Raw genomic sequence first — 26,982 nt, forward strand, 5'->3', positions numbered from 1 at the left:
ACACATGAGGATGAGCTGGTAGAAAGTCAGAAAAAATCGCAGATGCGACATATGAGGTGAAGCTCTCGTGACAGATGATTCACCCCTGGATCCCGCACTCCTCTCCAGGATCGACACCAGCAAGCCGCATCAGGCCAGGGTCTGGAACTTCTGGCTGGGCGGAAAGGACAATTACCCGGTCGACCGGCAACTGGCCGAGAGGCTCCGGGACATCTACCCGGGCATGGAGGACATCGCCCGGCATTCTCGGGTCTTCTTGGGGCGAGCTGTCCGATATCTCGCTGGAACAGTAGGTATCAGGCAGTTTTTGGATATTGGTACGGGTTTGCCGACCGTTGATCACACTCACGAGGTGGCGCAGCGGGTGGACCCCACCAGCCGGGTGGTCTACGTGGACAACGACCCTCTCGTCCTGGTGCACGCGCGGGCCCTGCTCACCAGCGACCCGCGCGGCGCCTGCGACTACATCGAGGCCGACGTCCGCGATCCCGCCACCATTCTGGAGTTCGCCGCCAAGACGCTGGACTTCAGCCGGCCGACCGCGCTCATGCTGCTGGGCGTGATGGGCACGGTCTTCGCCGACGACCAGGCGTACGCGCTGGTAGGGGACCTGCTGGGCGCGTTGCCCTCGGGCAGCTACCTGGTGTTCGAGGACGGCACGAACATCGTCAAGCCCGACGCCGCCGCGGAGGCCGAGCGGCTGCGGGACAAGGGCGAGGTCTACGACTACCGGCTGCGGACCCCCGAGGAGATCGCGCGCTTCTTCGACGGGCTGGAGCTGATGGAGCCGGGCATCGTGTCCGTCTCCCGCTGGCAGGTGGAGTCGGAGGCGTTCGGGCTGCCCCCGGAGGTCGACGCGTTCTGCGGGGTCGCGCGCAAGCCGTGACGGTCAGAGCTCGCCGATGAGCCGGCGCAGCATCGCCGGGGTGGCGGACGCGGGCGAGGCGTGCACGCCGAGCTCGTCCATCATCCGCTGGTACGGCAGGACGTCCGTCTCCTTGGTGAGGTATTGGGCGCCGGTCAGCTGTTCGAGGTAGACGACGTCGTGCAGCTCGGACTGGGCGAAGCGCAGGATGGTGACGGGCCCGACGCCACCCATGGCCCAGCCGCAGCTGAACGGCAGCACCTGCACGGTGATGTTGGGCCGCGCGGCCATCCGGGCGAGGTGTTCGAGCTGGCCGCGCATGATCTCGCGGCTGCCGACCCGGTGCCGCAGCACCGCTTCGTCCAGCACCACCCAGAGCTTGCGCGGCGCGGGCGGCTCCAGGACGCGCTGCCGGCGCATCCGCACCTCGACCCGGCGCTCGATCTGCTCGTCCGAGTCGCTCCCGTGGCCCATCGCGAAGATCGCGCGGGCGTAGTCCTCGGTCTGCAGCAGGCCGGGCACGAACTGGACCTCGTGCGTGCGGATCACCGAGGCGTCCTGCTCCAGCCCCAGGTACGCCTCGAACCAGTCGGGGAGCACGTCGCGGTAGTCGTGCCACCAGCTGGGCTCGTTGGCCTGCCTGGCCAGCGCGAGCAGGGCCTCGCGCTCGGCCTCGCCGGTGACGCCGTACATGATGAGCAGGTCGGAGACGTCACGGAGCTTGAAGCTCGTGCGCCCGCCCTCCATGCGGCTGATCTTGGAGTGTGAGCTGCGGATGTGGTAGCCGGCGTCCTCACGGGAAATCCCGGCGGATTCGCGCAGCCGTCGCAGTTGCGCACCCAGAAGAATACGCAGCGCGGTCGGCCCGGACTGGACGGCATCACTGCCGAGCGTTTCCGCCAGGTCACCCATACCGTGAGCAGTCGGCATCCATATCCTCAATCGGCAGCTCGCCACAGTCCGGTCCCGCCGTCCATAGTGCCACGGGAGTCGCCACAGAGCGGATATTTCCTTGTGGCGCCACACGGACCGGGGTGCGCCTACACGGTGACGTCCCCGCACACGTGCACTTCCACGCCGAGGCGGTGGAAGAACGCCGCCTTCGCCGCCAGCGCCTTGTCGGCCGTGGCGGCGTCGGGAGCGTAGGCGACCTGGACGTGGTTGGCCTTGTGGCGGGCCATGAACTGGTCGCGGTCGACCCCGTGGTGCACGACGTGCGCGATCGGCCACTCGGGGTTGGTGGCCGCCCACCGCCGCTCGGTCTCCTCCTCCGGCAGCTCCACGACGGAGGCGCGGCCGATGTCGAGCTGGAGCCGGGCGTCGGCGATGTAGAGGCGGGACCAGACGATCTCGCCCGGCTTGCTCACGCCCTTGATCGTGCCGCCGCCGGCGGGGAAGTACATCGGGTTCTGCCGCCAGCTCACCGCGCCCGCGTACCCGCCCGTCAGGTGGGACGGCGGCACGGAGCCGGAGATCTCGTAGACCCAGACGAAGTCGTCGCCGTACTGCTCGCCCCAGCGCACGTCGTGCAGCGTGGTCGCGGGGTCGAGGCCCATGGCGGTCCACACCCGGTTGGTCACCAGCGCGTCCACGGCCACGCCCTCGTCCGCCTCGTTGAAGTGCGGCAGCGGGGCGCCGTCGAAGAGCACCCGGGCGCCGTCGCGGCTGGTCACCGGCGGGCGTACGACGTTGTTGAGCAGGCCCTCCGCCAGGTCGGAGGCCGGGGTCAGGTCCTTCAGGCCCTGCTGGTACTGGATCCCGACGGCGTCGAGACCGAAGTCGTCGGCGATCCGCAGCGCGGCGACGTACATCTTGAACTGCTCGTGCAACTGCCGGTCGGTGAGCTCCGTGGCCTCGTCGGCGCCGGTGGCGAAGCTCATCCCGGCGACGTCCAGCCACTCGCGCACGGCCGCCGCCTCGGCGTCCGGCACCTTGAGCATCTCGGCGTAGAGAGCGCTCTGCGACAGCCGCTCCTTGTAGATCCCGAGCGGGTTGAGCAGCTCGTCGTCGATGATCGCGTTGTACATGCCCATGCAGCCCTCGTCGAACACGCCGATGATGGCCTTGTCGCGCAGCAGCTCCTCGGCCAGCGCGACGCCGAGCTCGGACTCCGGGCCGGGCGGCGGCGAAGGCAGCGGGCGGACGTGCGAGGAGTCGTGGACGATGTTTCCGGTCCGCACCCAGCTCGCCAGGCCGTCCAGGAAGTAGCGGTCGGTGAAGTCGACCGACCAGATCGTCGAGTACGGGCGGCCCATCTTGGTCAGCCCGGCGTTGAGCCCGAGCAGGCCGACCAGGCCCGGCCAGGTGCCGTCGAAGTTGGCGACGGTGAGGATCGGGCCCCGGTGGGTGCGGAGCCCGGCCAGCACGTGGTGGCTGTACTGCCACACGGCCTCCGCGACGATCAGCGGCGCGTCGGCGGGGATGGTCTTGAAGACCTCCAGACCCATCCGCTGGCTGTCGATGAAGCCGTGCCCCTTTTCGGCATCCACCTCGTGCGCGCGGACCACCGTCCAGCCGAGATCGGCGAACGCCGCCGAGACCGCCTTCTCCAGGCCCTCCTGGGCGGGCCAGCCGGCGACGTTCGCCGACAGGCGCAGGTCTCCGCTGGCGATCAGGTACGCGGTGCGTGGCATGGCGGCCTGCTCCGCGCGGGGAACGGGCATACGGTACGGGCTGGTCATGGCTTCTTCGGCTCCAGATCTGCGAGGGGCAGCCGGGCGAGGACGATCCCCCTGCGCTGCCAGGTGTAGGTGACGAGGAGGTCGTCGGGGGTGAGGACGGCGAAGGGGTAGCTGTACTCGGCGACGCCGCTGGTCATGACGCCGTCGTCACCGGGCGCGAACCCCGGGGCGGCGGCGCCGGACGGCAACAGCCGGGGCACGGCCGGGTCGACGCAGACCACGCCGTCGTCCAGGGTCGGCCCCGCGTGCCAGGTCAGCCCGTCGTCGTCCGACAACGAGACGACGAGCGGGCAGCGGCTGCCCCACGACTCGGCGGCCGGGTTGTGCACGCAGGCCACCTGCCCGGACGGCAGCGCGACCACCGTGAGGCCGCTGTTGTTGTTCGGCAGGCTCGTGGGCTCGGCGGGCGTCCAGGTGCGCCCGCCGTCCGGGGAGACCGAGCGGTACGCCCGCCCCTCGGTGCTGCGCATCAGCGCGACTGGGCCGTTCGCCCCCCACCACAGGGCGGGCTGGATGTGCCCGGCGCCGGTCAGCGCGCCGTGGTCGACGGGGATCGGGGCACGCGTCCAGCTCTGCCCGCCGTCGTCGGAGACGTCCACGAACGGGTCCCAGCGGGGCGGCTCGCCCCACCGTTCCGTCGAGCCGGGCGCCAGCCAGGGGCCGGCCCCCGGGACGAGCAGGGGCGGGTTCTTGACGGGGCCGCGGCCGCCGGAGCGGTCGTCGGGGACGAGCTCGCGTACCGGCTCCCATGTGGCGCCGCCGTCGTGCGAGCGGGTGACCAGCGTGACCCACTCGGAGATGCGCGCGCCCGCCTTGCAGAACAGCCACAGGGCGCCGTCCGGGCCGCTGGCCAGCACGGGATTCCAGTGGGCGACCTCCCGGCCCGTCTCCAGAGTGCGCACCGCACCGCCCCAGCCGGCATCCGCCCGGCCTGCCTCCGAGGCGCGCGCCGCACCGACGCCCCGGCCGGTGTCCGTGCCGCGGGCGATGCGGATGCGGTTGTCGGGGGTGCCCTCCCTGGTGCCCGCGAACCACGCGACGACCGGAGTGCCGTCCACCACCGCGAGCGTGGAGGCGTGGCACTGCGTCCAGCGAGGGTCGTCGACGGTCACGAACTCCCGGTGGACCCGCTCGACGCCGGACTCGCTCACTTGGTCACCAGAGCCACGGTCATCGGGCGGTCCCGGCCAGCCGCGCGATGCGCTGCCGCTGGTCAGGGCCGATCTCGGGAGCCGGCATGCGGAGGGCGCCGGTGCCGCGGCCCAGCCGGCTCAGCGCCAGCTTGATGCCCTCCACGGTGCCGCCGAGCGCGGCCAGCACCTCGTCCACCTGAGCCTGGGCGGAACGTTCCGCATCGGCGTCCCCACCGGCCACGGCGTCGGCGAGCCGCGCGAACGGGCCGGGGAACGCCGAGGACAGACCCGAGACGACCCCGTTGCCGCCGCCGCGTACGACCTCGGCGAGCCGGGTGTCCGAGCCCGACCACAGCCCGGCCGACGCGGGCAGCGCCGCGCGGTACTCGGCGAACCTGTCGGCGGCCAGGCCGCTCAGCTTGGCCCCGGCCAGCCCGGTCTCGGCGGCCATCGCGGCGAAGTCCGCGGGCTCGACGACCACGCCGGAGCGCTCGCTGAACAGGTAGCCGTAGACGGCGGCCGGGCCCGCCGCCCCGGTCACGGCCGCGAAGTGCCGGAGCACGGCGCCGTTGTCGGCGGGCAGGTAGTACGGGGTGAGCGCGGCCAGCCTGCGCGCCCCCATCGCGACGGCGTCGCGGGCCAGCGCCACCGATTCCCGGGTGGCCGCGGCGCCGACGTGCACCACGACCCGGTCGGGACCGAACACGGCCAGCGCGGTCTCGGTCACCGCACGGCGCTCGGCGCGGTCGAGCGCCGGGAACTCGCCGGTGGTGCCGCACACGAAGACACCGTCGACGCGGTTCGCGAGATCCGTGAAGTGCGCCTTGGTCGTGGCGTGGTCGAGCTCGCCCGCCTCGTCGAAGAAGGTCGGGACGGCGGCGAGGATCTCGGCGCGGCGTCGGGTGTTCTCTGGCATGGCAAGGCCTCGGTTCGTCGATGGTTCCGGTCGTTGACGAGGCGCTGCGGGCCTCGGCTCGTGAGTGGTGGCAGGCGAAGGAGTCGGTGCGGGGAGAGGAGCTGACGGCAGGCGGAAGACGGCCCCGGACCCGGGGAGGGTCGGTCCGGCGCGGAAGGCGGGCGGTGAGGCGAGAGTGCTAGAGGCCGGGCTGTGCGCGCTCCCGCTCGATCAGCGTCGCGCGGATCCGGTCGCAGGAGCCGTCGAGGTGCAACGTGAGCGCGGAGAGCGCGGCGTCGACGTCGCCCGAGCGGACGATGTCCCGCAGGTCGGCGTGGTCCTGCGCGACCGGGACCAGGTCACGGGCGGTGTTGGTGATCTCCAGCACCGCCGCGAACAGCGGCCGGTGCAGGGCCCACGTGGCGGTCAGCCAGCGGTTGTCGCCGATCACGTAGAAGCCGCTGTGGAAGTCGAGGTCGGCGGCGGCGAACTTGGCGGCGTCGCGGTCGTCCGCGGCGGCCTGCATCTGCTCGACGGCCTCGTCGATCGGAACCCAGTCGGCGGCGTCGAGGCGGGCGATGGCCTCCTTGATGGCCAGGCTCTCCAGGGCGCCGCGCAACGAGTAAAGCTCTTGGAGATCCTTGTCGGACAGCCCGCGCACGAAGACCCCCCTCTTGCGCGTCTCGACCAGCCCTTCGATCTCCAACTGGCGAAGCGCGTCACGGACCGGCCCGCGGCTCACCCCGAACTGCTCCGCGATCCTGCCTTCGACCAGGTGCGTCCCCACGATCAGCTCGCCACGCACGATGAGCGAGCGCAGCTGGATGAGCAGCTGATCCCCGAGCGGTGGATTACGCAGCGGATTGGTGATCGTCACCAGCTCTCCTCTCGTCTTCCCGCCCGAAGGTTCTTCGCCGAACGGAGACTATCCCGCACAACTCCATACGGTCAACGTTAACCGGTGACCGTTGACGGTTAACCGTCTCCCAAGTAATAGTGTGCGACAACTGAACCACTGCGGAAACATCGAAGCCGCCGGCAGAAAGGGAGGCGCCATGGTCGCGACCCTTCCGAAGTCAGACCTTCGCTACACGTGGAAGGTCACGGCATCCAGCTTCCTCGGCAACACGCTGGAGTACTACGACTTCCTCGTCTACGGGACAGCAGCCGCCGTCGTCTTCCCCAAAGTCTTCTTCCCCGACGCCAGCGGCTTCGTGGCCACGCTGTCCGCCTTCGGCACGTTCGCCGTCGGCTTCCTGGCCAGGCCCCTGGGCGGGCTCTTCTTCGGCAGCCGGGGCGACCGGCACGGCCGCAAGTCCACCCTGATGGTCACGCTCGTCGTGATGGGCCTCAGCACCATCCTCATCGGACTGCTGCCGGGCTACGGGACGATCGGGATCTGGGCGCCGATCCTGCTGGTGGCGCTGCGGCTGCTGCAGGGGTTCGCGGTCGGCGGTGAGTGGGGCGGCTCCATGATCATCGTATTGGAGTCGGCGCCGCCCAACCGCCGCGGCTTCTTCAGCGCCTGGCCCAACACCGGGGGCTTCTCGGCGCAGATCCTCATCACCGGGGTCTTCGCCTACGTCTACACGCTCTCCGACGAGCAGCTGCTGAGCTGGGGATGGCGGATCCCGTTCCTGCTGTCGGCCGTGGTCCTCATCGTGACGTTCTGGATGCGGCGCAGCCTGCACGAGACCCCCGTCTTCACCGAAGCCGTGGCCGCGGACAAGGAGGGCGGGCCGGGCGCGGTCGAGGCCGCGCGCCCCAAGCACGGCCCGATCCGTACGATCTTCGTGGACGACTGGCGCAACCTGCTGCTGATCGTCGGCCTGCGCTTCGCCGAGGCGCTGCCGTACTTCCTGCTCACGGTGTTCGCCCTGTCCTACGGCAGCAGCGCGCTCGGCCTGGAGAAGAGCCAGCTGAACAACGCGATCCTCATCGCCGCCGTGCTCTCCTTCGTCAGCCACGGCGTGTTCGCCGCGATCTCCGACAGGATCGGGCGGCGTCCGGTCTACCTCTTCGGCGCGGTCGTGGTGTTCGTGATGGCCTTCCCGTTCTTCGCGATGCTGCACAGCGGCTCGATGGTGCTGATCGTGCTCGGTTACGTGCTGGTGCTGAACCTCGGGCACAACGCCATCAACGCCATCCAGCCCGCGTTCTTCGCCGAGCTGTTCCCCACCGAGCGCCGCTACACCGGCGCCGCGGCCGGCCGTGAGATCGCCTCCATCTTCGCGGGCGGCCTGACCCCGTTCGTCGCCACGGCCCTGGCCGGCGCGGACGGCTCCCGCTGGCCGCTGGTCGCCGGGTACGTCATGCTCGGCGCCCTGATCACGATGTTCGCGGTGTGGAAGGCGCCGGAGTCCTTCCGCCGCGACCTCAGCGCCACGGGCGAGACCGTCCGCTGATCAGATCCCCCAGTCCTCGGCCGGCCCCTGACCGATGGGGCCGGCCGGGCTGAACATGACGGGCAGGGCCTCGAGGCCGCGCATCCACACCGACGCCCGCCAGCGCAGCTCCTCCGGCGCCCCCTGGAGATGGACGTCGGGCAGCCGGTCCAGCAGCACCTCGATGGCCGTCTTGACGATGATCTCGCCGAGCTCCGGCGCGGGGAACGGGCAGCCGTACTCGCCGTGGCTGAACGACATGTGCGCCCGGTTGGCACCCGAGTGGGCATGCGCGGCCGGCTGCACCTGCGGATCGGCGTTGGCCGCCGCGAACCCGAGCAGCAGCAGGTCGCCCCTGCGCACGCGCTTCCCGCCCAGGTCGCAGTCCCGTACGGCGAAGCGCGAAGGCATGTTCTGCACGGGCGGGTCCTTCCACAGCACCCTGATCAGCGCCTCGCCGACGCTGCTGCGGCCGCCCTGAAGCGTCATCGAGAAGTCGTCGTCGATCAGCATGAGCCGCAGCGTGTTGCCGATCCAGTTCGCGGTGCCGGTGTGGGAGGCCGCCACCAGCAGCAGCAGGTCCTGGATGATCTCCAGATCGGGCAGCCCGGCCGGGTGCGCCAGCAGGTACGAGGTGAGGTCGTGCCCCGGCCTGTCGCGCTTGGCGGCCAGCAGCCTGCCCATACGGTCCTCGACCCGGAGGAACGCGGCGAAGGACTCCTGGCCCCCGTCCAGCATGAGGCCCAGGTCCTCGATCAGCGCCGGCAGCTCCGACTCCGCCAGGCCGTACAGCCGGGCGATGACCTGGGCCGGGATCCGGTAGGCGTACTGGGCGATCAGGTCGGCCCTGCCGTTCCCGGCGAACTCGTCGATCAGGAGGTCGGCGACCTGCTCGCAGATCGCGGTCAACTCGGTGCGATCGATGGTGTCCAGCGCGTCGCCGATGGCGCCGCCGCGCCGCTTGCGCTCGGCGCCCTCGGTGAACATCAGGGACGGCGTCCACTCCAGATATGCCCGCGACGGCCAGTCGTCGCGGATCCGGTCCTTGAGGTTCCAGCGCCTGGGGTCGCGGCCGAAGAGCTGCGGCTGGCTGGTCACGTGGTGCAGCTCGCGGTAGCCGGCCACGAGCCAGGCGGGTACGTCGTCGTCGAGCAGGATCGGCACGATCGGGCCGTGCTTGCGGCGCATCTCCTCATACACCGCGGCCGGGTCGGCGAAGACCTCGGGCCCGTACATCCGCACGGCGTCGGCGTGGCCGGGATAGTCCTCCAGGAGTGGGTTGGTCACGACTTGCTCTCCGGGGCCGAAAGGAGGTTCATACGGGTGATGTGCTCTACGAGCGTGATGAGCACATGCTTGGACGAGGACCGCTTCCGTGCGTCGCACTCGATGAGCGGCACCTCGGGCGACAGCGCGAGCGCGTCGCGTACAGCGTCCAGCGAGGGCCCGTCGGCGAAGCGGTTGACTGCCACGACGAACGGCATCCGGTGGTGCTCCAGCCGGTCGATGGAGTACCACGAGTCCTCCACCCGCCGGGTGTCCACCAGGACGACCGCGCCCAGGCTGCCGGCGAAGAGCTGATCCCACACGAACCAGAAGCGCTCCTGCCCCGGCGCCCCGAACAGGTACAGAACCTTGTCCGGGGTCACCGTGATCCGGCCGAAGTCGAAGGCCACCGTGGTGGTGGTCTTCTCCCGTACCCGGCTGGCGTCGTCGATGCCCACGCTGGCCTGGGTCATGACCTCCTCGGTGCTCAGCGGGCGGATCTCGCTCACCGAGCCGACCATGGTCGTCTTGCCCACGCCGAAGCCGCCGACGATCACGATCTTCAGTGCGTCCAGAGCGGTTTCGCGGAGCGGTGTTCGTAGGTCATCAGAGGTCGTGGAGGGCACTGAGCACCTGCCTCAGGGTTTCGGGATCCAGCCGTCCGGACTGGACGGCGGCCGACGGGTGGCGGACGGTGATGCGGCCGGTGTCCAGCAGATCGCGCAGCAGGATCTTCACCACGCTCACCGGCAGCCGCAGCTCGGCGGAGATCTCCACCACCGCGGTCGGCTGCCGGGTCAGCTGGAGGATCCTGACGTGCTCCGACTGCATGCCGGGGGCCGGCTCGCATTCGCTGACGATCAGGGAGACCGAGTCGAACGCGTTCTCGTCGGCGCGGGTGCGGCCGCCGGTGACCGTGTAGAGCCGGTCCGGGCTCTCCCGGTCGATCGGGCGCGGCGTCATGGGTGATCGCCACCTGGCTGTCCTCGCCGCGGCGCCGCGGAGAGGAAGACGCCGATCTGCTCGACCATCTCGTTCATGTTGTGCGCGATCAGGCCCACGTCGCCGTCCTCGTCGGCCACCACGGCGAGGTGGGCGCCCTCGCCGGCCGGCACGATGAGCAGCAGCCCGCCGGCGAACTCCACCATCGCCTGCCCCGCGCCGATGCCGTCGCCGAACTCGGCGGAGGCGCTCAGCGACAGGCTCTGGATGCCGGCGGCCAGGGCGGCGAGCTGGTCGGCGCGGTCCCGCTCCAGGCCGGCGGTGACGCACATCTTGAGTCCGTCCCTGGTCAGGACGAGGACGTACCTGACTCCCGGGGTCTTCTCCTTGAGGTTCTCAAGCAGCCAGTCGAGCTCGCGATCGGTGGTGCCTGCAGCGTCGATTGTGCTCATCGAAACGACGGGGCGGGCGTCCGGCGCGGGCGCCAGAGGGGGCCGCCCCTGCCTCCTTACTGTGATCCGATAAGTTCCGGTGACCGACGGCGCGTGCTCACGCATCGTCCGCGGCTGGAGAAGTGGCCGGAGAAGTGGCTGGAGGAGACGTCCGCTTGCGGTCGCCCGCCTGGCGGAACGCGGCGAACCTGGCCGCCGAATCACGCCCCTCACGTGCCCCCGACCGGGCCGCCGGCGCCGGCCGGGCCCTCGTCGCCTCAGCCAGCGTCTGCCCCCGCTGCCGCCTGGGCAGCAGCTCCTCGCCGGTCGGATGCTCCTCCGTGGGCACGGACTCCGTGGGCACGGACTGCGTGGGCGGCCCGGCCTGCGCGGGCACGGCCGGCGGCTCGACGGCCGCCGTCCTGGGCTGCGTGATCAGTACGCGCGGGATCAGCACCACGACCCCGGTGCCGCCGCGGGCGGACGGCCGGAAGCTCACCGTGAGGCCGTACTTGTCGACCAGGCGCCCCACCACCGCGAGGCCCAGCCTGGTGCCGGAGAGCGTGCGCAGGTCGAGCGGCTCGGACACGAGCTTGGTCGCGTGGTGCCGCTCGCGTGGCCGCATGCCGAGGCCGCTGTCGTCGATCGTGATCACCACGCCGGCGTCCTCCTCGTCCGCGTACACGTGCACCTCCGTGCCGTGCGCCGAGAACGTGGCGGCGTTGTCCATCAGCTCGGCCAGCGCGTGCATCACGCCTTCCGCGGCGTACCCGGCCACGGCGACGGCGCTGGTGGAGTGGAGCCTGATGCGGCGGTAGGCGCCGATGCGCCCCATGGCGCCGCGCAGGATGCTCTCCATGATGATCGGTCGCGTCCACCGCCGCCCGGACCGGCCGCCGCTCAGCAGGGCGATGTTGTCGGCCAGGCGGCTCAGCTGGGAGACCCGGTGGTCGAGGTCGAGCAGGTCGCTGAGGATCTCCTCCTGCTCGCCGTACTGCTCCTCCATGCCGCGCAGTTGGGCGAGCAGGCTGGTCGCCTGGGCCTGCACCCGGGCCGCGGCGCCGGCGCAGGCGGCCATCACCGCGGCGCCCCCGCGCTCGCTCTCGCCGAGCTGCTCCGCCGTCCCCCCGAGCAGGTCACGCAGTGGGCCGTACGCCGGCTGGCCCACTTCGGCCAGCGCCGCGCGGACCGACATCCGGTCCGTCCGGATACGCCGTACGAGCTCCGGCAACGTGTCGCCGGACAGCCGCGAGATCTCCTCGTCGATCGCCCGGCGGGCCGTGCGGGCGTTGGTCTCCGCCACCGCGCGTGCCTTCTGAGCGGCGGCGCGGTCGCGCTGGAGCGCGTCCAGCTCGTTGCCGATCGCCTGGACGAGCGGCTGCACCGAGGTCTCCACGATCCGCGACACGCTGGCGAGCGCGTCGGCGAGCGGCACGCCCTCGCGTACCTGGCGTCCGAGCGCGGGCAGCGCCTCCTCGGCCACCCGCGCGTTCTCGCGGCGCAGCCACATGTAGCGCTCTTCCGCCCACCTGGCCTGCTCGCGCAAGTGGCGGGCGGTGGCGGCGTAGTGCACGGCCGCGCCGACGGCGCCGGCCAGCAGCAGGACCGAGCCTCCGCCGACGGCCGCCATCAGCCCCGTGGCGCCTGCCGGCGCGGCCAAGATCGCCCACAACCACAGGCCGGCCATGACGATCAACGTGCCCAGGGAGGCCGTGACCGCCAGCTCCTTCGGAGAGAGCCTTCGCTGTGTCGTCCGTTGAGGTACGTCTGCTTGCATGTTCTAGGAGTCCTCAGAGCGGGGGCGATGTGGCGTTTCACGCATACGATCGGGAACGGCACACACCGTAGCACCACGGGTATCTCAAGAACAGACAAGCACTCCTTTACCAATCACTTCAGCAGCAATCGACCACGAGTCAACCTTTCTGTGGACATGAGGCCACGTGGGAGCGCGGTCCGGGACGGTCGGCCATACCCCCTCGGCCGCCCCCAGGTACATCACTCCGCGGCTAACCCGCGAACCCGGTGCGCCAGGTGGCGTGCCGGGGCGCCCACCCGAGCGAGCGGGCGAGGCCGTTGTCGGCGCCACGCTGCCAGCCGGCGCGCCCGCCGGTGGGAGCGGGGGCGGGGGCCCCGACGGCGGCGGCCAGCGCGGGCAGCCACTCGCGGGCGGGGGCGGGCTCGTCGTCCACGATGTTGACGGTGCCGCTCGGCCAGCCGAGCGCGGCGACGGTGGCCTCTGCCGCGTCCTCGACGTGCACGAACGAGCTGACCGAGGCGTCGGCGGCCAGCCCGCTGACGAAGACCGAGGCCGGGTCGTCGGTGGGGCCGCCGTTGCGCAGCACGTCCGCCACGAGGCCGCCGGGCCGGTACCACGTGCCGGGTCCGTAGAAGAGGCCGTAGCGGAGCACGACGTGCTCCTCCAGCTCCGCGACCGCCTCTTCCAGCGCCTGGACGCCGCCGATCACGGCCGAGCGCGGCGCGGGCGCGGTCACGTCCAGCGGCGTGTCCTCGGTGGCCGGGGCGTCGCCCGCCTCGTACGCCCAGGCGATGGACTGGGCGATCATGCGGCGGACGCCGGCCCGCTTGGCGGCGTCGACCAGGTGGCGAGTGCCGACCCTGCGGATGCGGCCGTTGTCGGCGGGGGTGCCGCCGTTCAGCGCGGTCAGCTGGTGGACGATCGCGTCGGGTGCGGCCTCGGCCACCGCTCGGGCGACCGCCTCGGCGTCGAAGACGTCCAGCCGCACGGCGGCGGCGCCCCGGGCGCGCAGCCGGTCGAGGCCGGAGTCGGTACGAGAGGTGCCCGTGACGCGGTGACCGGCCTCGATCAGCCTGGGGACGAGGTAATGGCCGATGGCGCCCGTGGCACCGGCGACGAAGACATGCATGAGGGAGTTTCCTTGCGTTAGGCGGTGGGGTCGGGCGGATCGACGCTCGCACGGCCAGGCTAGGAGACAACTGTCTCAGTATTATGGTCCAGTCATCGGCCGGAAAATTGGACCATTCGCATGACGGACGCGCTCGGGCCCGAGCTCCTGCTGGAGCTGCCCGGCTGGGGCTCCCGTGGCAGGGCGCTGGAGGAGTCGCTGCGGGCCGCGATCCGCGGCGGGCGGCTCGTGGCCGGCACGCGCCTGCCGTCGAGCCGCGATCTCGCCGCCCAGCTCGGGCTGTCGCGGGGGACGGTGACACAGGCGTACGAGCAGCTGGTGGCCGAGGGCTGGCTGACGGCGCGGCAGGGCTCGGGCACCCGCGTGGCGGCGGGCACCGCGGAGACCCCGGCTCGTTCAGGAGCGTCGGAAGGCCTGGCGGAGGCCGCCATGCCGGGGCGCGCGCCACATTACGACCTGCGGCCCGGGCGGCCGGACGCGTACGCGTTCCCGCGCGAGGCGTGGGCCCGTGCGATGCGGCACGTCCTCCGGGAGGCGCCGACCGAGGTGTTCGGCTTCGGCGACCCTCGGGGGCGCATCGAGCTGCGCACGGCGCTGGCGTCGTACCTGGGCCGGACCCGCGGCGTCCGGGTCGACCCCGCGAACCTGGTCGTCTGCTCCGGGTACACGCAGGCGCTCGGCCTGCTGGCGGAGGTCTTCACCGAGCTGGGCGTGCGTACGGCGGGCATGGAGGACCCGGCGATGGGCGACCACGTCCGCCTCCTGGCCGGGCGGCTGCGCGTCGCCGCCGTCCCCGTCGACGCGGCGGGCCTGCGCGTGGACGCGCTGCGCGCCTCGGGCGCCGAGGTGGCCGTCTGCACGCCGGCGCACCAGTTCCCGCTGGGTATGAGCATGGCGCCGGAGCGCCGCTCCGAGCTGCTGGAATGGGCGGACGACAGCCTCGGCTGGATCGTCGAGGACGACTATGACGGCGAGTTTCGCTATGACCGGCACCCGATCGCCGCGCTCCAGTCCCGCCGCCCGTCCAGGATCGTGTACGCGGGCTCGACCAGCAAGACCATCGGCCCCGCCGTCCGGCTGGGCTGGATCGCCTGCCCGCCCCTGCTGGTGGAGCCGCTCGCCGAGGCCAAGCGCCGGGCGCACGAGAGCCGCCACCTCGACCAGCTGGCCCTCGCGCGCATGATCGAGCTGGGCGACTACGACCGCCACCTGCGCACGGTGCGCCGCGGCTACCGGCGGCGCCGGGACACGCTGGTCTCCGCTGTGCGGTCGGGCCTGCCGGACGTCCGGGTCCGCGGCATCGACGCCGGCCTGCACGCCGTGCTCGAACTGCCGTCCGCGCCGTCGGAGCGGGCCGTCGTGGAGGCGGCGCGGGCGGCCTCGGTCGACGTGCACCCGCTGGGCGAGTACGTGCGCGGCGACCGCGACCTGCACCCGCCGTCGGTGGTCGTCGGGTACGCCACGCCACCCGCCCACGCGTACCCCGCCGCGCTCGACGCGCTGATCCGCGGCCTGCGGCGGCTCTGACCCGGCCAGGCGGCGATCCTGACCCGTGCCGGCGGCGGAACCCCTCGATCGCCACATTCGTTTCCCCATCAGCACGGGCCCCCGGGGGGAGAGGCGGACATGGGCACGAGCAGAACCAGTGAGCGACGGCTGAGAGGGCGGGCCCGTCGGCAGGCGGGCAGGTTCGTGTCGGTGCCTCCGGACAGGCGCCCACGCCTGACCGAGCGGCAGCGGCGGCGAATGGCGCGCCAGGCCAGGGCGGACGCCGCACAGCGCAGCTCGGTGTGGCGGGAGTGGGGACCGGTCACGGCGATGACGCTGGTCGCCTTCGAGCTGATCTACTTCTTCCTGGTCGCCGACATGATCGGGGGGACGAGCACCGCCGGCGTGATCGTGACGGCCGTCATCGGCTGCGCCACGGTCTGCTCCAGATTCGTGCAGGAATATGCGATGTGGCGCAGCACGGACTCCAGGGCCGTTCCGTTCCTCGTCGTGGGTGTCGTCTCGGTGGCCGTGGCGCTGGTCGCCATGGGCGCCGAGACGCTGTCGAAGGTGATCTGAGCGCGTCGTCTGCGACCGGGCGCGCACCGAGCGGCTGTGGGGCGGGGGCCCGCGAGGTCGCCTACGCGGACGCCGTGCCTTCGCCCTGGCGAGCCGCGTCGGGCTGAGCTCCGGCGCGTTCGATTCCCCCGATCGCGGGCAAGTAGGGCATGCTAATGATCCGTCAGCATCCGCCCTCGCATCACCACGAAAGCCGTAGTCATTCACCGCGTCACCGCCGGCAACACCCGGCGATGGATCCCCACAGGACGTCTGACCAGCGAAGACGCCTCCCGCTCCATCGCCCGCGCGACGGTGCCGTCTCGCCTCCCCCGCCCGGCCGAGAGTGCCGATCAGTGAGGCAATTACCTCTTAACCTGCATTGATCACACAACGCAATCACATGGCTACTTTTTGTTAATCGGCGGTTGCGAGACTCATCGAAAAGCTTGAGGGAGGTCCCCATGCCGTACCTGACACAGCTGGCCGACGTCGCCCGCCGCACAGGACGCCCAGTGACCGAGGTGGCCGGGTGGCAGACTCGCGGCCACGGGCCGCAGCCCGGGGTGCAGGGCGTCGTCTGCCACCACACCGCCGGTCCCGCCGGCGGCGGCGACTACCCGTCGCTCGCGGTGGTCCGCGACGGCCGCCCCGGCCTCGACGGGCCGCTGTCCCACTTCGGGCTCGGCCGATCCGGCCACATCTACGTCATCGCCGCCGGACGCTGCTGGCACAACGCCCCCTCGACGTCCGCGATGCACACCAACTCCGCCTCGCTCGGCATCGAGGCGGAGAACAACGGCACCCAGCCCTGGCCCGACGTCCAGAAGGACGCGTACATCCGGCTGTGCGCGGAGCTGTGCCGCGAGTTCGGCCTGCCCGCCTCGCGCGTGAAGGCGCACCGGGAGGTCAACACCTCCAAGCCGGACCCCCACTCCATCGACATGAACGAGTTCCGGGCGGCCGTCGCCGCCCTCATCGGCGGCGCCCCCGCGCCTGCCCCATCCTGGACGGAGGAGATCGTGAAGCAACTGCCTATGATCCGGCCGGGCGACGACAACTTTGACGTCAAGACCGTCAGAGGCTGCCTGTTCGCCCGGGGCCGGGTTCCCGTGTCCGCCTACCAGCAGGTCGGGCTGGAGGACTGGCTCAAGTCCACCCGCTGCGACCCGGGACTCGTCGAGCTCGTCCGCGGCTTCCAGCAGTCGGAGGGCATCGGCGCGGACGGCGTCGTCGGCCCGAAGACCTGGCCGTCACTGCTACGGGTCTGACACCCCCGCCCCACGGCTCCCACCCGGCGTGGGTGGGAGGCTCGGGTGGGCGTGGGGGGTTACCAGTTGCCGGTTTCCGGGCCCATGGCGCCGTAACCGACGGCGCCCGCGCGTTCGTAGGTCGCCACGATGACCCCCCTGCCCGACGTCGTGCTGCCCGTGAGCCGGAGCCCGGCCGGGATGGTTCCCCGGGCGAAGAGACGCTTGCCGGAGCCCAGGAGCACCGGGAAGACCAGCAGGTGGAACTCGTCGACGAGATCGTGCTCGATCAGCGTCTGGACGAGGTCGCCGCTCCCGTGGACCTGGATCTCGCCACCCTCCCCCCGCTTGAGCTCGGCGACCGCCTTGGCGGCGTCGCCGGTGAGCAGGGTCGAGTGCTGCCAGGTCACGCTGTCCAGCGTGCGCGACGCGACGTACTTGGGCATGCTGTTCAGCTTCGCCCCGATCGGGTCGTCGGCCTGGGCGAGGGGCCAGGAGGCGGCGAAGACGTCGTACGTCCTGCGCCCGAGCAGCAGTGCGGCGCCCCGGTCGACGATCGCGGCCATCACCCGCATGAGGTGCTCGTCGAAGTGGGGCACGGTCCAGCCGCCGTGTTCGAAGCCGCCGTCGCGGTCCTCGTCGGGGCCGCCCGGCCCCTGCATGACGCCGTCCAGCGTGACGAACGTGGTCACCATGAGCTTCCGCATCGCCGTTCCCTTCTCTCGTTCACGATCCTGCACCGATACGAGGAACGGGACCCGCCGGAATCGACACCGAAGTCAGCCGGACACCTTCGGCGTGGCGCGCATCCCGACGTAGCACACCAGGGTCCCGCCGGGCAGGGTCGAGAAGACGACGGGCATGTAGCCCTCGCTGAACGACGCGCCGATGCCCGAGGCGGCGAACACCGTCTCCGAGACCGGGGTCAGGTCGGCCTCCAGCGGCGGGGACAGGTGCTTCATGCCGTCGACGAACTCGTACCGGATCCGGCTCGGGCTGATCGTGATGACGACGCCCTCTCGCTTGTACGTGCCCACGAACGGCGTCATGTCCACCACGGGCGGCTGCGCCGGCGGGCCGAACGCGTCCGGCATGCGCACCCCGGCCAGCTCTGACAGCAGCTCGCGGAACAGGGCGGCGTACACCGGCCGGGCCCCGCCCCCGTTGGTCATGAGCGCGACGGCCACGCCGGCCTGCGGAACGACGCGCAGGTAGGCGTACTGGCCGATGGCGGCGCCGTCGTGGCCGTAGCCGAAGACCCCATCCCAGTCGTAGAGAGTCCAGCCCAGGCCCCAGCCGTCCGCGCTGACGGTCCACTTGTCCGGGACGTCCACCTCGCGCCGCTGCATGGCCGCCACCGCCTCGGCGGGCACGACGCGCGTGCCGTCGGGGGCCAGGCCGCCGGCCAGGTGCATCCGGGCGAAGCGGACGAGGTCGCCGGACGAGGTGATGATCCTCCCGTACGGTCCGGCGGAGCGCGGCATCATGTCCCAGACGGGCGCCGGGTCGGGGTCCTGGCCCGGCCCGCCCAGGTGGCTCATGGCCACGCGGAACCGCAGCGCCTCCTCCGGCAGCGTCATGGAGCGTTCGAGCCCGAGCGGCGTGAACACCATGTCCCGCAGCGCCTCGTCCCAGGTCTTGCCGGTCAACGCCTCGACGAGGCGGCCGAGCACGACGTAACCGAGGCTGCCGTAGGAGACGGCCGTGCCGGGCCGGCAGTCCAGGGCCACGCCCCGGGCGGCTTCGACGTACTTGGCCAGGCAGTCGTCGCCCCGGCCCGAGTCGTAGGTGAAGTCGTTGGTGACCCCGCCGGTGTGGCTGAGCAGCTGCCGGACGGTGATCACCTTGGTGGCCTCCTCGTCGGGAGTGGCGAACTCCGGCAGCACGTCCACCACCCGGGCGTCCAGGTCCAGCCTGCCTTCGCCGACGAGCCGCATGACCAGCGTCGCGGTGTAGACCTTGGCGATCGAGCCGGACAGGAACACCGAGTCGGGGGTCATCGGCACGCCGGTGGCGCGGTTCAGCACGCCGGTGGCCAGCTCGTGGACGTCACCGCCGGCCAGCACGGCGAGGGTCGCGCCGGGCACGTGGTGGGCGGCGCACAGCTCGTCGAGCCGTCGCTGCCAGTGCTCGGGGTAGAAGGCGCGGCCGGTCGAGTCCAGCGTGCCCCAGTCACCCGTGGCGGTCCGGTTCAGGTTCATGATCTCTTTCCTTCGGAGCTTCGAGGTCAGTTGCTCAGGGCGGTCTTCTTGGGCATCACCAGCAGGGCCAGCACGGCGGCCGCCACCACGCCGGCGGCGCTTATGAGGAAGGCGGACGACATGGCCGTGGTGAAGGCCTCGCGCGCGGCCAGCCCGATCGCGGCGTCACCGAGGCCGAGCGCGCTCCCGATCGACAGGCGGGCCGCCGCCGGCGCGGTCGCGGGCATCGCGGCGGTGTAGGCACTGGCGAGGACGCTGCCCAGGACGGCGATGCCGAGGGCGGCGCCGGCCTGCTGGATGGTGTCGTTCAGCGCCGAGCCGACGCCGGCGTGCTCGGCCGGGATCGTGCCCATGAGGGCGGAGACCGCGGCGGGCATGGCCAGGCCGCCGCCGGCGCCCATGAGGAGCAGCGCCACGGAGGCGGTGGCCAGGCCGCTCGACTGGTCCAGGGTGCTCAGCAGGCCGAATCCGGCGGCGCTCACGGCGAACCCGGTGACGATCAGCTGACGGTTGCCGATCCGCGTGCCGAGGGTCGCGCCCAGGGTGTTGCAGGCCAGCGAGGCGACGGCCATCGGGATGAAGGCCAGGCCCGACTCGGTGGGCGTGTAGCCGAGGACGTACTGCAGGTACTGGGTGAGGACCAGCAGCAGGCCGCCGTTGCCGATCTGGACCAGGGTGAGCGAGAAGCTGCCGCCGCTGAAGGTGCGGTTGCGGAACAGGCGCAGCGGGACCATGGGGTGCGGCGTACGCAGCTCCCAGACCACGAACCCGGCCAGCGCGACGACCGCCACGGCCAGCGCCGGCACGGACAGGCCGTGCGGCAGCTCGATGATCGTCCAGACCAGGGCCGACATGCCGGCCACCGACAGCACGGCGCCGATCGGGTCGGGCTTGGTCCGCGGGCCCTTGGACTCGGGCATGAGCACCAGCGAGGCGACGATGGCCAGCGCCGCGATCGGCACGTTGATCAGGAAGACGGCGCCCCACCAGAACCAGGCGATCAGCGCGCCGCCCAGCACCGGCCCGCCGACCAGGCCGACCATGGCGACCGCGCTCCAGGCGGCCATCGCCTTGCGCCGCTCCTGCTCGTCGAACACGGTGATCAGGATCGACAGGGTGCTCGGCATGATGAGCGCGCCGCCGATGCCCATCACCGTACGGGCGGCGATCAGCGTCACCGGGTCGGCGGCGTTGGCGGCCGCCAGAGAGGCCACGCCGAACAGGGTCAGCCCGATGACCATGACCCTGCGCCTGCCGTACCGGTCGGACAGGCTGCCCGCCGTCAGCAGCAGTCCGGCGAAGACCAGGATGTAGGAGTCCAGGATCCACTGGATGTCCTGCGCGCTCGCGCCCAGGCCGGCGGTCAGCGGCGGGATCGCCACCGAGAGCACCATGTTGTCGATCACCAGCACGAGCGTGCTGAGACACAGCACCACCAGGATCAGCCAGCGGCGCGAATCACGCGCAGTACCTGTGTACGTTGTCCTCGTCATGCGAACACTGTACGCACAAGGGATTGATGTACGCAAGCCAGGACGGGCCCGCGACCGAACGCGAGCCCGTCCTGCCAGGTCAGTCCTGGTTACGGGTGAAATGGAACGGGCAGTGGGTGCCGCCCAGGCCGATCGTGGTGCGGCGCTCGAATCCGAAGCCATGCCTGTCGGGCTCGATGGCCTCGATCCAGTTGGCGTCGAACGCGCACATGACCGGGGTCAGCTCGGGGGCCCCGTTGGCGACCAGCACGTCGTGGTAGAAGCACCGGCGGACATCGACGTGGTAGCGCTGGTCGTCGTCGACCGGCCGCTCGAAGACGAACCCCTTGCCGAACGCGTGCTCCTCGCGCGACCTGGACACGGCCACCATGGCCAGGAAGGGGTCGGGAGCGGTGTCCAGCATGGCCCGGGTGCCGTGCCGCGTGGCCTCGCCGAGCGGCTCGACGAACGCCACCCGCACGGCCTCGATCGTCGCCGCCCGTCCCAGCCGGGGCAGGAGCAACTCGTACGCGGCCACGAGGGCCAGGGTCATGCGCAGGTTGTGGCGGGCGGGCTCGTCGACGATCCGGTGCCGGTTCGCCGCTTCGAGCTCCTCGTGACGGGCCCGCATGGCGGCCACGAGATCGTCGTGCTCGCGGGCGAGGTGGCCGTAGAAGCCGTCGAGGATGAGGGTGGTGTCGCCATCGGGGTCGGGAACGTAGTCGCCCCCGGCGAGCCCGAACTGGTCGGTGGACATCGCGGTCCTTTCGGTACGGGCTCGGTCCGTACACGGCCGCGATCTCGCCCGGAGGCGTGACTGGCCGTGCTCGCGACCGAGCGAGCACGCCAGCGCGCTCCACCGACCTACCAGGCGCTGACAAGCTTGAGTTGATGTTGTCCCGGCCAGTGTAGACCCTGGACGACTCCCGGCGGGCGGCGGAGATCAAGCTGGAGCTCGTCGCGGACGCCGCCGGGAAGGTCTGGGGCTGATCGCTCAGCCGAGCGCCTCGATCAGGGCGACCACGCCTCCGACCACCAGCCCGACCACCACGATCAACGGACTGCCCTTGAGTGCCGCGACCGCGTGGAAGCCCAGGTCGCGGTACTCGGGCATGCCCTCGGTGCCCGGCAGCACCAGGAGCCCGGGCCGCAGCCCCACGAGCACGATCCAGTCGATCACCACCAGGTCGAACAGCGTCAGCGTGGCGAACATGACCGCCCCGGCCACCGCCGCCGCCACGAACCCCAGGTCCGAGCCCAGCGACGAGCGCAGGTGCAGGATCGCGACCGCCGTCAGCGGCAGGCCGCAACCTCCCCAGAAGATCACCCCGAACCACAGCGCCACCCGCCGGCCCCGTTCGCTCTTGGGCCTGCCGTAGCGCTCCTGGATGGCCTCCGGATAGTCGTTGAGCAGGAAATCCCTGCTCAACGCCGCCCCGGCGAACACTCCGACGGTGAAGAGCACGCTCATCGCCAGCCCGTAGGCGAACGCGTAACCGACAACGAGGGACCATTCCATGCCGCTCCTCCTTGGTTAGCCTCGCCTAAGTTTGGGAGGTCTCACGGCTTAAAGTCAACGCTGTGTGAAGTTCAAACTTCTGGCTAGCATGTTCCCGTGCAAGAACGGCGCAGGCGTCCCGAATCACGGAAGGGCAGGCCCACCCTGACCAGGGAGCGCATCGCCCGCGCCGCCCTGCGGATCCTCGGCGCGTCCGGTCCGGCCGAGCTGACCATGCGCAACGTCGCCGCCGAGCTGGAGGTCTCGCCGCGCGCCCTGTACAACTACGTCGCCGACCGCGACGACCTGCTGCGCGAGGTCATGTCCGTCTGCCAGGCCGACCGGCCGCAGCCGCGCCTGGACCCGGCGCGCTGGCAGGAGAGCCTGGGCCGCTACTGCAGGGAGCTGCGGGGCTGGTACCGCTCGCACCGGGGCATGCTGGCCCTGGCCCACGCCGAGGACCTCACCTTCCTGGTGGCCCCCGGCCATCTGCGTGCCGACGACGCGCTCGTGGGCTTCTTCCTGGACATCGGGTTGTCGCCGCAGGACGCGTACCGGGCCTGGACGATCACCGTGCTCCAGGTCGCCGGGTTCGCCGAGGTGTGGGACTCCTGGCACGACCACCCGCCCGCCGGCGCCGACCCGGCGAGCTGGACGGGGCTGCCGGCGTCGGCGGAGCTGCCGCACCTGCGGCGGCTGGCCGGCGAGGCCGCGGTGGAGCCGCCCGACGAGCTGTTCGAGTCCGTGATCGCCATGCTGACATCGGGCATCGCGGCGATGTCCGCCTAGATTTTTCCGCCTGTCCCGGCCAGGGCCGGGCCGTCGCCGCCTGCGGCGATAAGGCCCGCGTCAGCGCCGGCCGGACGCGGGGATCTTGGGCTTAAGCAGGACTTACCCGCCGTTCGCCACGCTTGTGTCATCGGGACTCTAGGAGATGACATGGACGCGAACACGCCTCGCGAGGACACCACCGGCGGCTGGAGCCAGTTCGGTGTCACGCCGCCCACCGCCGGGGGCTTCACTCGGCCGGGGCCGGTGCTGCCGCCGCCTCCGCCGCCGCGGCGGTCCGGGTTCGTGCTCACGCGCAAGACGATCGCCGGGCTCGCGCTGGCGGCGTTCACCGCGCTGACCGTGGCCGCGCTCGGGGGCGGCGCCGTCGGCGCCTACGTCGCCGCCGGCGCGCAGCCGACCCCGACCGTCACGAAGACCGTGGCGAGCCCGGTCTTCCGCGCGGCCTCGGGCCAGCTCACGGTCGCCCAGGTGGCGGAGAAGGTGCAGCCGTCGGTCGTGATGATCCAGGGGCAGTCCGCCGAGGGCTCCGGCGTGGTGCTGTCGGAGGACGGGCTGATCCTCACCAACAACCACGTGGTGAGCGGGCAGGGCAGGCAGCTGACGGTGAAGTTCAGCGACGGCAAGACCGCCAAGGCCACCGTGGTCGGCACCGACCCGGCCACCGACCTGGCCGTCATCCGGGCCGAGGGCGTGTCGGGGCTGGCCAAGGTCACGCTGGGCGACAGCGACCAGCTCAAGGTGGGGGACGACGTGCTGGCCATCGGCAGCCCGCTCGGCCTGGACGGGACGGTGACGTCGGGCATCATCAGCGCGCTCGACCGTACCGTGACCGCCGGGAACGGCGGCCAGGGCGACCAGCAGCTCCCGCCGGGCTGGGGCGGGCAGGGGCAGGCTCAGGAGAGCGAGCCGACCACGCTCGGCGGCATGATCCAGACGGACGCGGCGATCAACCCCGGCAACTCGGGCGGCGCTCTGGTGAACGCGGCAGGCGAGCTGGTCGGCATCAACAGCGCGGTCGCCGCCGACGGCGTCAACCTCGGCTTCGCGATCCCCGTGAACACCGCCAAGCAGGTCTCCGAGCAGCTCATCAGCAAGGGCAAGGTGACCCACGCCTTCCTCGGGGTGAGCGTCACCGACGCCACCGGCGACGTGCCCGGCGCGCTGGTCCGCCAGGTGAGCGCCGGCAGCCCGGCCGAGAAGGCTGGGCTGAAGCAGGGGGACCTGATCACCAAGATCGGTGACACCGCGGTCTCCGGCGGCGACACGGTGGTGGGACAGGTCCGCGGGTTCAAGGTGGGCCAGCAGGTGCCGGTCACGTACCAGCGGGACGGCAAGACCGACACCGTGACCGTGAACATGGAGGAGAAGAAGTAGCCCGCCCCGCGCGAACTTCCCGGTCAGGCACCGACCGGGAAGTTCGCGCGGAAGACGCCCTGCGGGTCGCGGGCGCGCTTGATCTCGCGCAGCCGGGCCAGGGTCCCCTCGTCGAAGGCGTCCGCCGCCCGCTCCCCCGCGGTCAGGAACGTGTACGGCTTGCGCCCGCTGACACGCAGCTCCCCGACCAGCCCGGCCCGCCTGGGCCTCAGCGGAGGGAGATGTAGAGGGCCTCGCCGACCTTGCGGTAACCGACGCGGGCGTAGACCCGCGCGGCGCCGTCGTCGGCCGGAGTGAGGAACGGGGTCGTGACCCCGGCGGCCGCGCCCTCGCGGGTCAGCAGCGCCGTGACCGCGCCCGCGATGCCGCGCCGCCGGTGCGAGGGCAGCACCGCGATGCCCGCGACCTCGGCGACCCCCTGGTGCGGGCGGCCGAGCTGCCCGGCGCCGACGGCCTCCTCGCCGTCGAAGGCGGCGGCGATCAGGCCGCCGCCGTCGAGGACCCGCCGGAACCGGGCGATGTCGTGCTCGGTGGGCTCCGGCGCGTCGAACGCCTCGTTCATCACCCGCGCGGCCTGCCAGAGGTCGGGCTCCTCGGTCACGAGCGCGACCCGTACGTCCACGGGCCGGTCGACCAGCCCGTCCGGCGGGCACACCAGCAGCGGGTAGCGCCCCTCCTGGGTGAACCCGGCCGCGAGCAGGGCGTCCTCGACCTTCGGCGACACCTGCGGCACGTACTCGAAGCGGGGCGTCCTGGCCCGCGCGCGGAACGCCTCGACCAGCGCGGCGACCTCGTCCGCCGTGGGCGCGGCGCCGTCGTCGGGAACGGCGTAGTTGAACGGGAGCGCGTCGTCGTTGTCGTCGAACTTGATCACGAACGGCCCGGACCTGACCGCCCGGTCCCCTGCCATCGACCTGATATAGGCGTGCACGTGAGCGCCCAGCAAATCCGTCCTCCTCGTTGAGGAATCTTCGGCGCACACGTTATCGCGACGGGCGGCGCGACCTAATCACAGGCGCCCGGGACGGTCAGGCCGCTCTCGTAGGCGGCGATCACCGCCTGCACCCGGTCGCGCAGCCCCAGCTTGGTCAGCACGTTGCTGACGTGTGTCTTCACGGTGTGCTCGCTGACCACCATGGCCTGGGCGATCTCCGCGTTGGACAGGCCGCGGGCGATCATGCGCAGCGTCTCCTGCTCGCGTGCCGTCAGGGCGGCCAGCCGCTCCGACGGCGGCGCGAGGGGCCGGGCGGGCGTCCTGGTGGTGAACTCGGCGATCAGCTTCGTGGTGACCGACGGCGCGAGCAGGGACTCGCCCGCCGCCACCACCCGTACGGCGTGGATCAGGTCGTCGCGGCGAACGTCCTTGAGCAGGAACCCGCTCGCCCCGGCGCGCAGCGCGTCGTAGATGTAGTCGTCCAGGTCGAACGTGGTCAGCATCAGGACGCGGCAACCGCTCTCCGCGCACACGATCCTGGCGGCCTCGATGCCGTCCATGACCGGCATGCGGATGTCGAGCAGGAGCACGTCGGGACGGTGCGCGCGGACGGCCGCGACGGCCTGTTCGCCGTCTCCCGCCTCGGCGACGACGTCGATGTCCGGCTGGGCGTCGAGGATCATGCTGAACCCCGCGCGTACCAGCTCCTGGTCGTCGGCGACCACCACGCGCACGCTCATGCCGCCACCGCCCGGCCGGCCAGCGGGAGCCGTACGAGGACCCGGAAGCCCGGACCGTCGGCGCGCCGGCCGAAGTCGGCGCGGCCGCCGCAGGCCGCGGCCCGCTCGCGGATGCCGATCAAACCGTTGCCGCCCGAGGGGAGCGAGGTGCCGGAGCCGCGGCCGTCGTCGGCGATGTCGATCATGAGGGTGTCGTCCTGCCAGGTGAGTCTGATGTCGGCACGGGTCGCGCCCGCGTGCTTGACGATGTTGGTGAGGGCTTCCTGGGTGATCCGGTAGGCGGCGACCTCCGTGTCGGGAGTCAGCGGCCCCGGCTCGCCGGAGGCAGAGTATGTCACGTCGAGACCCGTGGCCCTGACCTGGTCGGCCAGGGCGGCGAGCGCGGCGAGCGTGGGCTGCGGCGCCCGCGGGCCCTCTTCCTCCTTGAGCACGCTCAGCATGCGGCGGAGCTGGACCATGGCGTCGCGTCCCGCGGCGGCGATCGCGTCGAAGACGGCCTCCGCCCTTGCCGGGTCGCTCCTGACCACCACCGGTCCGGCCTCGGCCTGGACGACCATGAGGCTGACCGCGTGGGCCAGGATGTCGTGCATGTCGCGGGCGATCCTGGCCCGCTCGCGTTCGGCGGCCCGCTCGGCCTCGGCCTGGCGCTCGCGGGCCAGCTGGACGGCGCGTTCCTCCAGGGCAGCGGCGTGGGCGCGGGAGGCGGCGGCGGCCCGGCCGATGGCGTAGGCGGCGGCGAAGAGCACGATGCCGCGCATCGCGGTCTCGGACGAGCCGACGATGAGCAACCCGCCGACCATCGTGAGGACCAGCATGATCAGGCGGGGCCACCTGGCGGAGCAGGCGGACACGGTGTAGAGCGCGATGAGCGAGCCGTACCAGACGGGCTGCGCGGCCACCTCGTCGACGACGTCGTAGAGGCCGGTCGCGATGAGGGTGACCAGCAGGACGGTCACCGGCGCGCGACGCCGCCAGATCAGCGGCACCGAGGCGACGACCACGACCACGTACCCCCACCAGTGCCAGGGCACGCCGTACGGGCTCTCACGGGAGAGCAACGGCCACAGCTGCGCGACCAGCACCAGCAGCGCGAGCGCCGCGTCCAGCCAGATCGGCGGCAGCGAGCTCGACCACCGGCGCACTCCGGCGACAAACCGTATCTCGGACACGGCTTCCCATCTTGCCTCGTA

The 26,982-nt window shown here is 71.7% G+C and carries 26 protein-coding genes; 7 read left to right on the forward strand and 19 right to left on the reverse strand.

Translation table 11 applies throughout. The features are described 5' to 3' along the window. Positions 1-67 precede the first annotated feature (67 nt). The gene (locus ACIBQ1_RS24765) at positions 68-886 is read left to right on the forward strand and encodes an SAM-dependent methyltransferase (protein ID WP_397281005.1); all 819 of its coding nucleotides are present in this window, start codon (positions 68-70) and stop codon (positions 884-886) included. A gap of 3 nt (positions 887-889) precedes the next feature. Here ACIBQ1_RS24765 and ACIBQ1_RS24770 read toward each other — a convergent pair whose 3' ends face one another. The 5 genes from ACIBQ1_RS24770 to ACIBQ1_RS24790 all read right to left on the reverse strand — a co-directional run bounded on the left by ACIBQ1_RS24770 (position 890) and on the right by ACIBQ1_RS24790 (position 6,451). Next, entirely contained in the window at positions 890-1,795 is a 906-nt protein-coding gene (locus tag ACIBQ1_RS24770) for a helix-turn-helix domain-containing protein (protein ID WP_397281007.1), read from the reverse strand. A 110-nt stretch (positions 1,796-1,905) separates the two neighbouring features. Then, on the reverse strand, positions 1,906-3,528 hold the full coding sequence (locus tag ACIBQ1_RS24775; protein ID WP_397281008.1) for a hypothetical protein: 1,623 nt from the start codon (positions 3,526-3,528) through the stop codon (positions 1,906-1,908). Between the two features lie 14 nt (positions 3,529-3,542). Beyond that, entirely contained in the window at positions 3,543-4,697 is a 1,155-nt protein-coding gene (locus ACIBQ1_RS24780; protein ID WP_397281010.1) for an exo-alpha-sialidase, read from the reverse strand. Positions 4,698-4,716: 19 nt separating this feature from the next. Continuing rightward, a complete protein-coding gene (locus ACIBQ1_RS24785; RefSeq protein ID WP_397281012.1) occupies positions 4,717-5,595 on the reverse strand; it encodes a dihydrodipicolinate synthase family protein in 879 nt (292 codons plus the stop codon). Between the two features lie 178 nt (positions 5,596-5,773). Then, positions 5,774-6,451 (reverse strand): GntR family transcriptional regulator, encoded by a 678-nt coding sequence (locus ACIBQ1_RS24790; RefSeq protein ID WP_397281015.1) that lies wholly within the window; start codon positions 6,449-6,451, stop codon positions 5,774-5,776. Positions 6,452-6,629: 178 nt separating this feature from the next. Between ACIBQ1_RS24790 and ACIBQ1_RS24795 the strand changes: the two genes are divergently transcribed. Further along, positions 6,630-7,979 (forward strand): MFS transporter, encoded by a 1,350-nt coding sequence (locus ACIBQ1_RS24795; RefSeq protein ID WP_397281017.1) that lies wholly within the window; start codon positions 6,630-6,632, stop codon positions 7,977-7,979. Here the strand turns inward: ACIBQ1_RS24795 and ACIBQ1_RS24800 are convergent, their stop codons facing one another. From ACIBQ1_RS24800 to ACIBQ1_RS24825, 6 genes are all read right to left on the reverse strand, one after another. Further along, positions 7,980-9,245, reverse strand: coding sequence for a cytochrome P450 (locus ACIBQ1_RS24800; RefSeq protein ID WP_397281019.1), 1,266 nt, complete (start codon positions 9,243-9,245; stop codon positions 7,980-7,982). It lies immediately after the preceding gene. Then, positions 9,242-9,850, reverse strand: coding sequence for a GTP-binding protein (locus ACIBQ1_RS24805; protein ID WP_397281021.1), 609 nt, complete (start codon positions 9,848-9,850; stop codon positions 9,242-9,244). Before ACIBQ1_RS24805 ends, ACIBQ1_RS24800 begins: the two co-directional genes overlap by 4 nt. Continuing rightward, positions 9,831-10,187 carry a DUF742 domain-containing protein gene (locus tag ACIBQ1_RS24810; RefSeq protein WP_397281023.1) on the reverse strand — a complete coding sequence of 119 codons (357 nt, stop codon included), beginning with the start codon at positions 10,185-10,187 and terminating at the stop codon, positions 9,831-9,833. The genes ACIBQ1_RS24805 and ACIBQ1_RS24810 overlap by 20 nt, the downstream gene beginning before the upstream one ends. After that, the gene (locus ACIBQ1_RS24815) at positions 10,184-10,618 is read right to left on the reverse strand and encodes a roadblock/LC7 domain-containing protein (protein WP_397281024.1); all 435 of its coding nucleotides are present in this window, start codon (positions 10,616-10,618) and stop codon (positions 10,184-10,186) included. The genes ACIBQ1_RS24810 and ACIBQ1_RS24815 overlap by 4 nt, the downstream gene beginning before the upstream one ends. Positions 10,619-10,715: 97 nt before the next feature. Next, positions 10,716-12,374: a sensor histidine kinase gene (locus tag ACIBQ1_RS24820; RefSeq protein ID WP_397281025.1), complete on the reverse strand. Its 1,659-nt coding sequence runs from the start codon at positions 12,372-12,374 to the stop codon at positions 10,716-10,718. 232 nt (positions 12,375-12,606) lie between these two features. Further along, positions 12,607-13,485, reverse strand: a complete 879-nt coding sequence (locus ACIBQ1_RS24825) for an NAD-dependent epimerase/dehydratase family protein (protein WP_397281027.1) — start codon at positions 13,483-13,485, stop codon at positions 12,607-12,609. A gap of 120 nt (positions 13,486-13,605) precedes the next feature. Between ACIBQ1_RS24825 and ACIBQ1_RS24830 the strand changes: the two genes are divergently transcribed. The 3 genes from ACIBQ1_RS24830 (at position 13,606) to ACIBQ1_RS24840 (ending at position 16,802) form a co-directional block, all read left to right on the forward strand. Then, the gene (locus ACIBQ1_RS24830) at positions 13,606-15,012 is read left to right on the forward strand and encodes a PLP-dependent aminotransferase family protein (protein WP_397281029.1); all 1,407 of its coding nucleotides are present in this window, start codon (positions 13,606-13,608) and stop codon (positions 15,010-15,012) included. Positions 15,013-15,111: 99 nt separating this feature from the next. After that, positions 15,112-15,552 (forward strand): hypothetical protein, encoded by a 441-nt coding sequence (locus ACIBQ1_RS24835; RefSeq protein WP_397281031.1) that lies wholly within the window; start codon positions 15,112-15,114, stop codon positions 15,550-15,552. Positions 15,553-15,995: 443 nt separating this feature from the next. Next, entirely contained in the window at positions 15,996-16,802 is an 807-nt protein-coding gene (locus tag ACIBQ1_RS24840; RefSeq protein ID WP_397281033.1) for an N-acetylmuramoyl-L-alanine amidase, read from the forward strand. A 59-nt stretch (positions 16,803-16,861) separates the two neighbouring features. Here ACIBQ1_RS24840 and ACIBQ1_RS24845 read toward each other — a convergent pair whose 3' ends face one another. From ACIBQ1_RS24845 to ACIBQ1_RS24865, 5 genes are all read right to left on the reverse strand, one after another. Then, complete coding sequence (locus tag ACIBQ1_RS24845; protein ID WP_397281035.1) at positions 16,862-17,488, reverse strand: dihydrofolate reductase family protein; 627 nt, start codon at positions 17,486-17,488, stop codon at positions 16,862-16,864. 72 nt (positions 17,489-17,560) lie between these two features. Continuing rightward, complete coding sequence (locus tag ACIBQ1_RS24850) at positions 17,561-18,982, reverse strand: serine hydrolase domain-containing protein (protein ID WP_397281037.1); 1,422 nt, start codon at positions 18,980-18,982, stop codon at positions 17,561-17,563. A 26-nt stretch (positions 18,983-19,008) separates the two neighbouring features. After that, positions 19,009-20,475, reverse strand: a complete 1,467-nt coding sequence (locus ACIBQ1_RS24855) for an MFS transporter (RefSeq protein WP_397281039.1) — start codon at positions 20,473-20,475, stop codon at positions 19,009-19,011. Positions 20,476-20,554: 79 nt separating this feature from the next. After that, a complete protein-coding gene (locus tag ACIBQ1_RS24860) occupies positions 20,555-21,211 on the reverse strand; it encodes an L-2-amino-thiazoline-4-carboxylic acid hydrolase (RefSeq protein ID WP_397281041.1) in 657 nt (218 codons plus the stop codon). A 237-nt stretch (positions 21,212-21,448) separates the two neighbouring features. Next, complete coding sequence (locus tag ACIBQ1_RS24865) at positions 21,449-21,973, reverse strand: hypothetical protein (RefSeq protein WP_397281043.1); 525 nt, start codon at positions 21,971-21,973, stop codon at positions 21,449-21,451. Positions 21,974-22,069: 96 nt separating this feature from the next. On the opposite strand from ACIBQ1_RS24865, the gene ACIBQ1_RS24870 reads away from it, so the two are divergent. Both ACIBQ1_RS24870 and ACIBQ1_RS24875 read left to right on the forward strand, forming a co-directional pair. After that, positions 22,070-22,741: a TetR/AcrR family transcriptional regulator gene (locus tag ACIBQ1_RS24870; RefSeq protein WP_397281045.1), complete on the forward strand. Its 672-nt coding sequence runs from the start codon at positions 22,070-22,072 to the stop codon at positions 22,739-22,741. A 150-nt stretch (positions 22,742-22,891) separates the two neighbouring features. Continuing rightward, positions 22,892-24,118: a S1C family serine protease gene (locus tag ACIBQ1_RS24875; RefSeq protein WP_397281047.1), complete on the forward strand. Its 1,227-nt coding sequence runs from the start codon at positions 22,892-22,894 to the stop codon at positions 24,116-24,118. A 208-nt stretch (positions 24,119-24,326) separates the two neighbouring features. On the opposite strand, the gene ACIBQ1_RS24880 is transcribed toward ACIBQ1_RS24875, so the two are convergent. Genes ACIBQ1_RS24880 through ACIBQ1_RS24890 form a run of 3 tightly spaced genes read right to left on the reverse strand, consistent with a single transcriptional unit; the run spans position 24,327 to position 26,961 of the window. Further along, the gene (locus ACIBQ1_RS24880) at positions 24,327-25,064 is read right to left on the reverse strand and encodes a GNAT family N-acetyltransferase (protein ID WP_397281049.1); all 738 of its coding nucleotides are present in this window, start codon (positions 25,062-25,064) and stop codon (positions 24,327-24,329) included. Positions 25,065-25,123: 59 nt separating this feature from the next. After that, a complete protein-coding gene (locus ACIBQ1_RS24885) occupies positions 25,124-25,792 on the reverse strand; it encodes a response regulator (RefSeq protein ID WP_397281051.1) in 669 nt (222 codons plus the stop codon). Further along, entirely contained in the window at positions 25,789-26,961 is a 1,173-nt protein-coding gene (locus ACIBQ1_RS24890; RefSeq protein ID WP_397281053.1) for a sensor histidine kinase, read from the reverse strand. The genes ACIBQ1_RS24885 and ACIBQ1_RS24890 overlap by 4 nt, the downstream gene beginning before the upstream one ends. Positions 26,962-26,982 lie beyond the last annotated feature (21 nt).

Origin of the sequence: Nonomuraea sp. NPDC050153 (assembly GCF_044460125.1) — a bacterium.
Taxonomy (GTDB): domain Bacteria; phylum Actinomycetota; class Actinomycetes; order Streptosporangiales; family Streptosporangiaceae; genus Nonomuraea.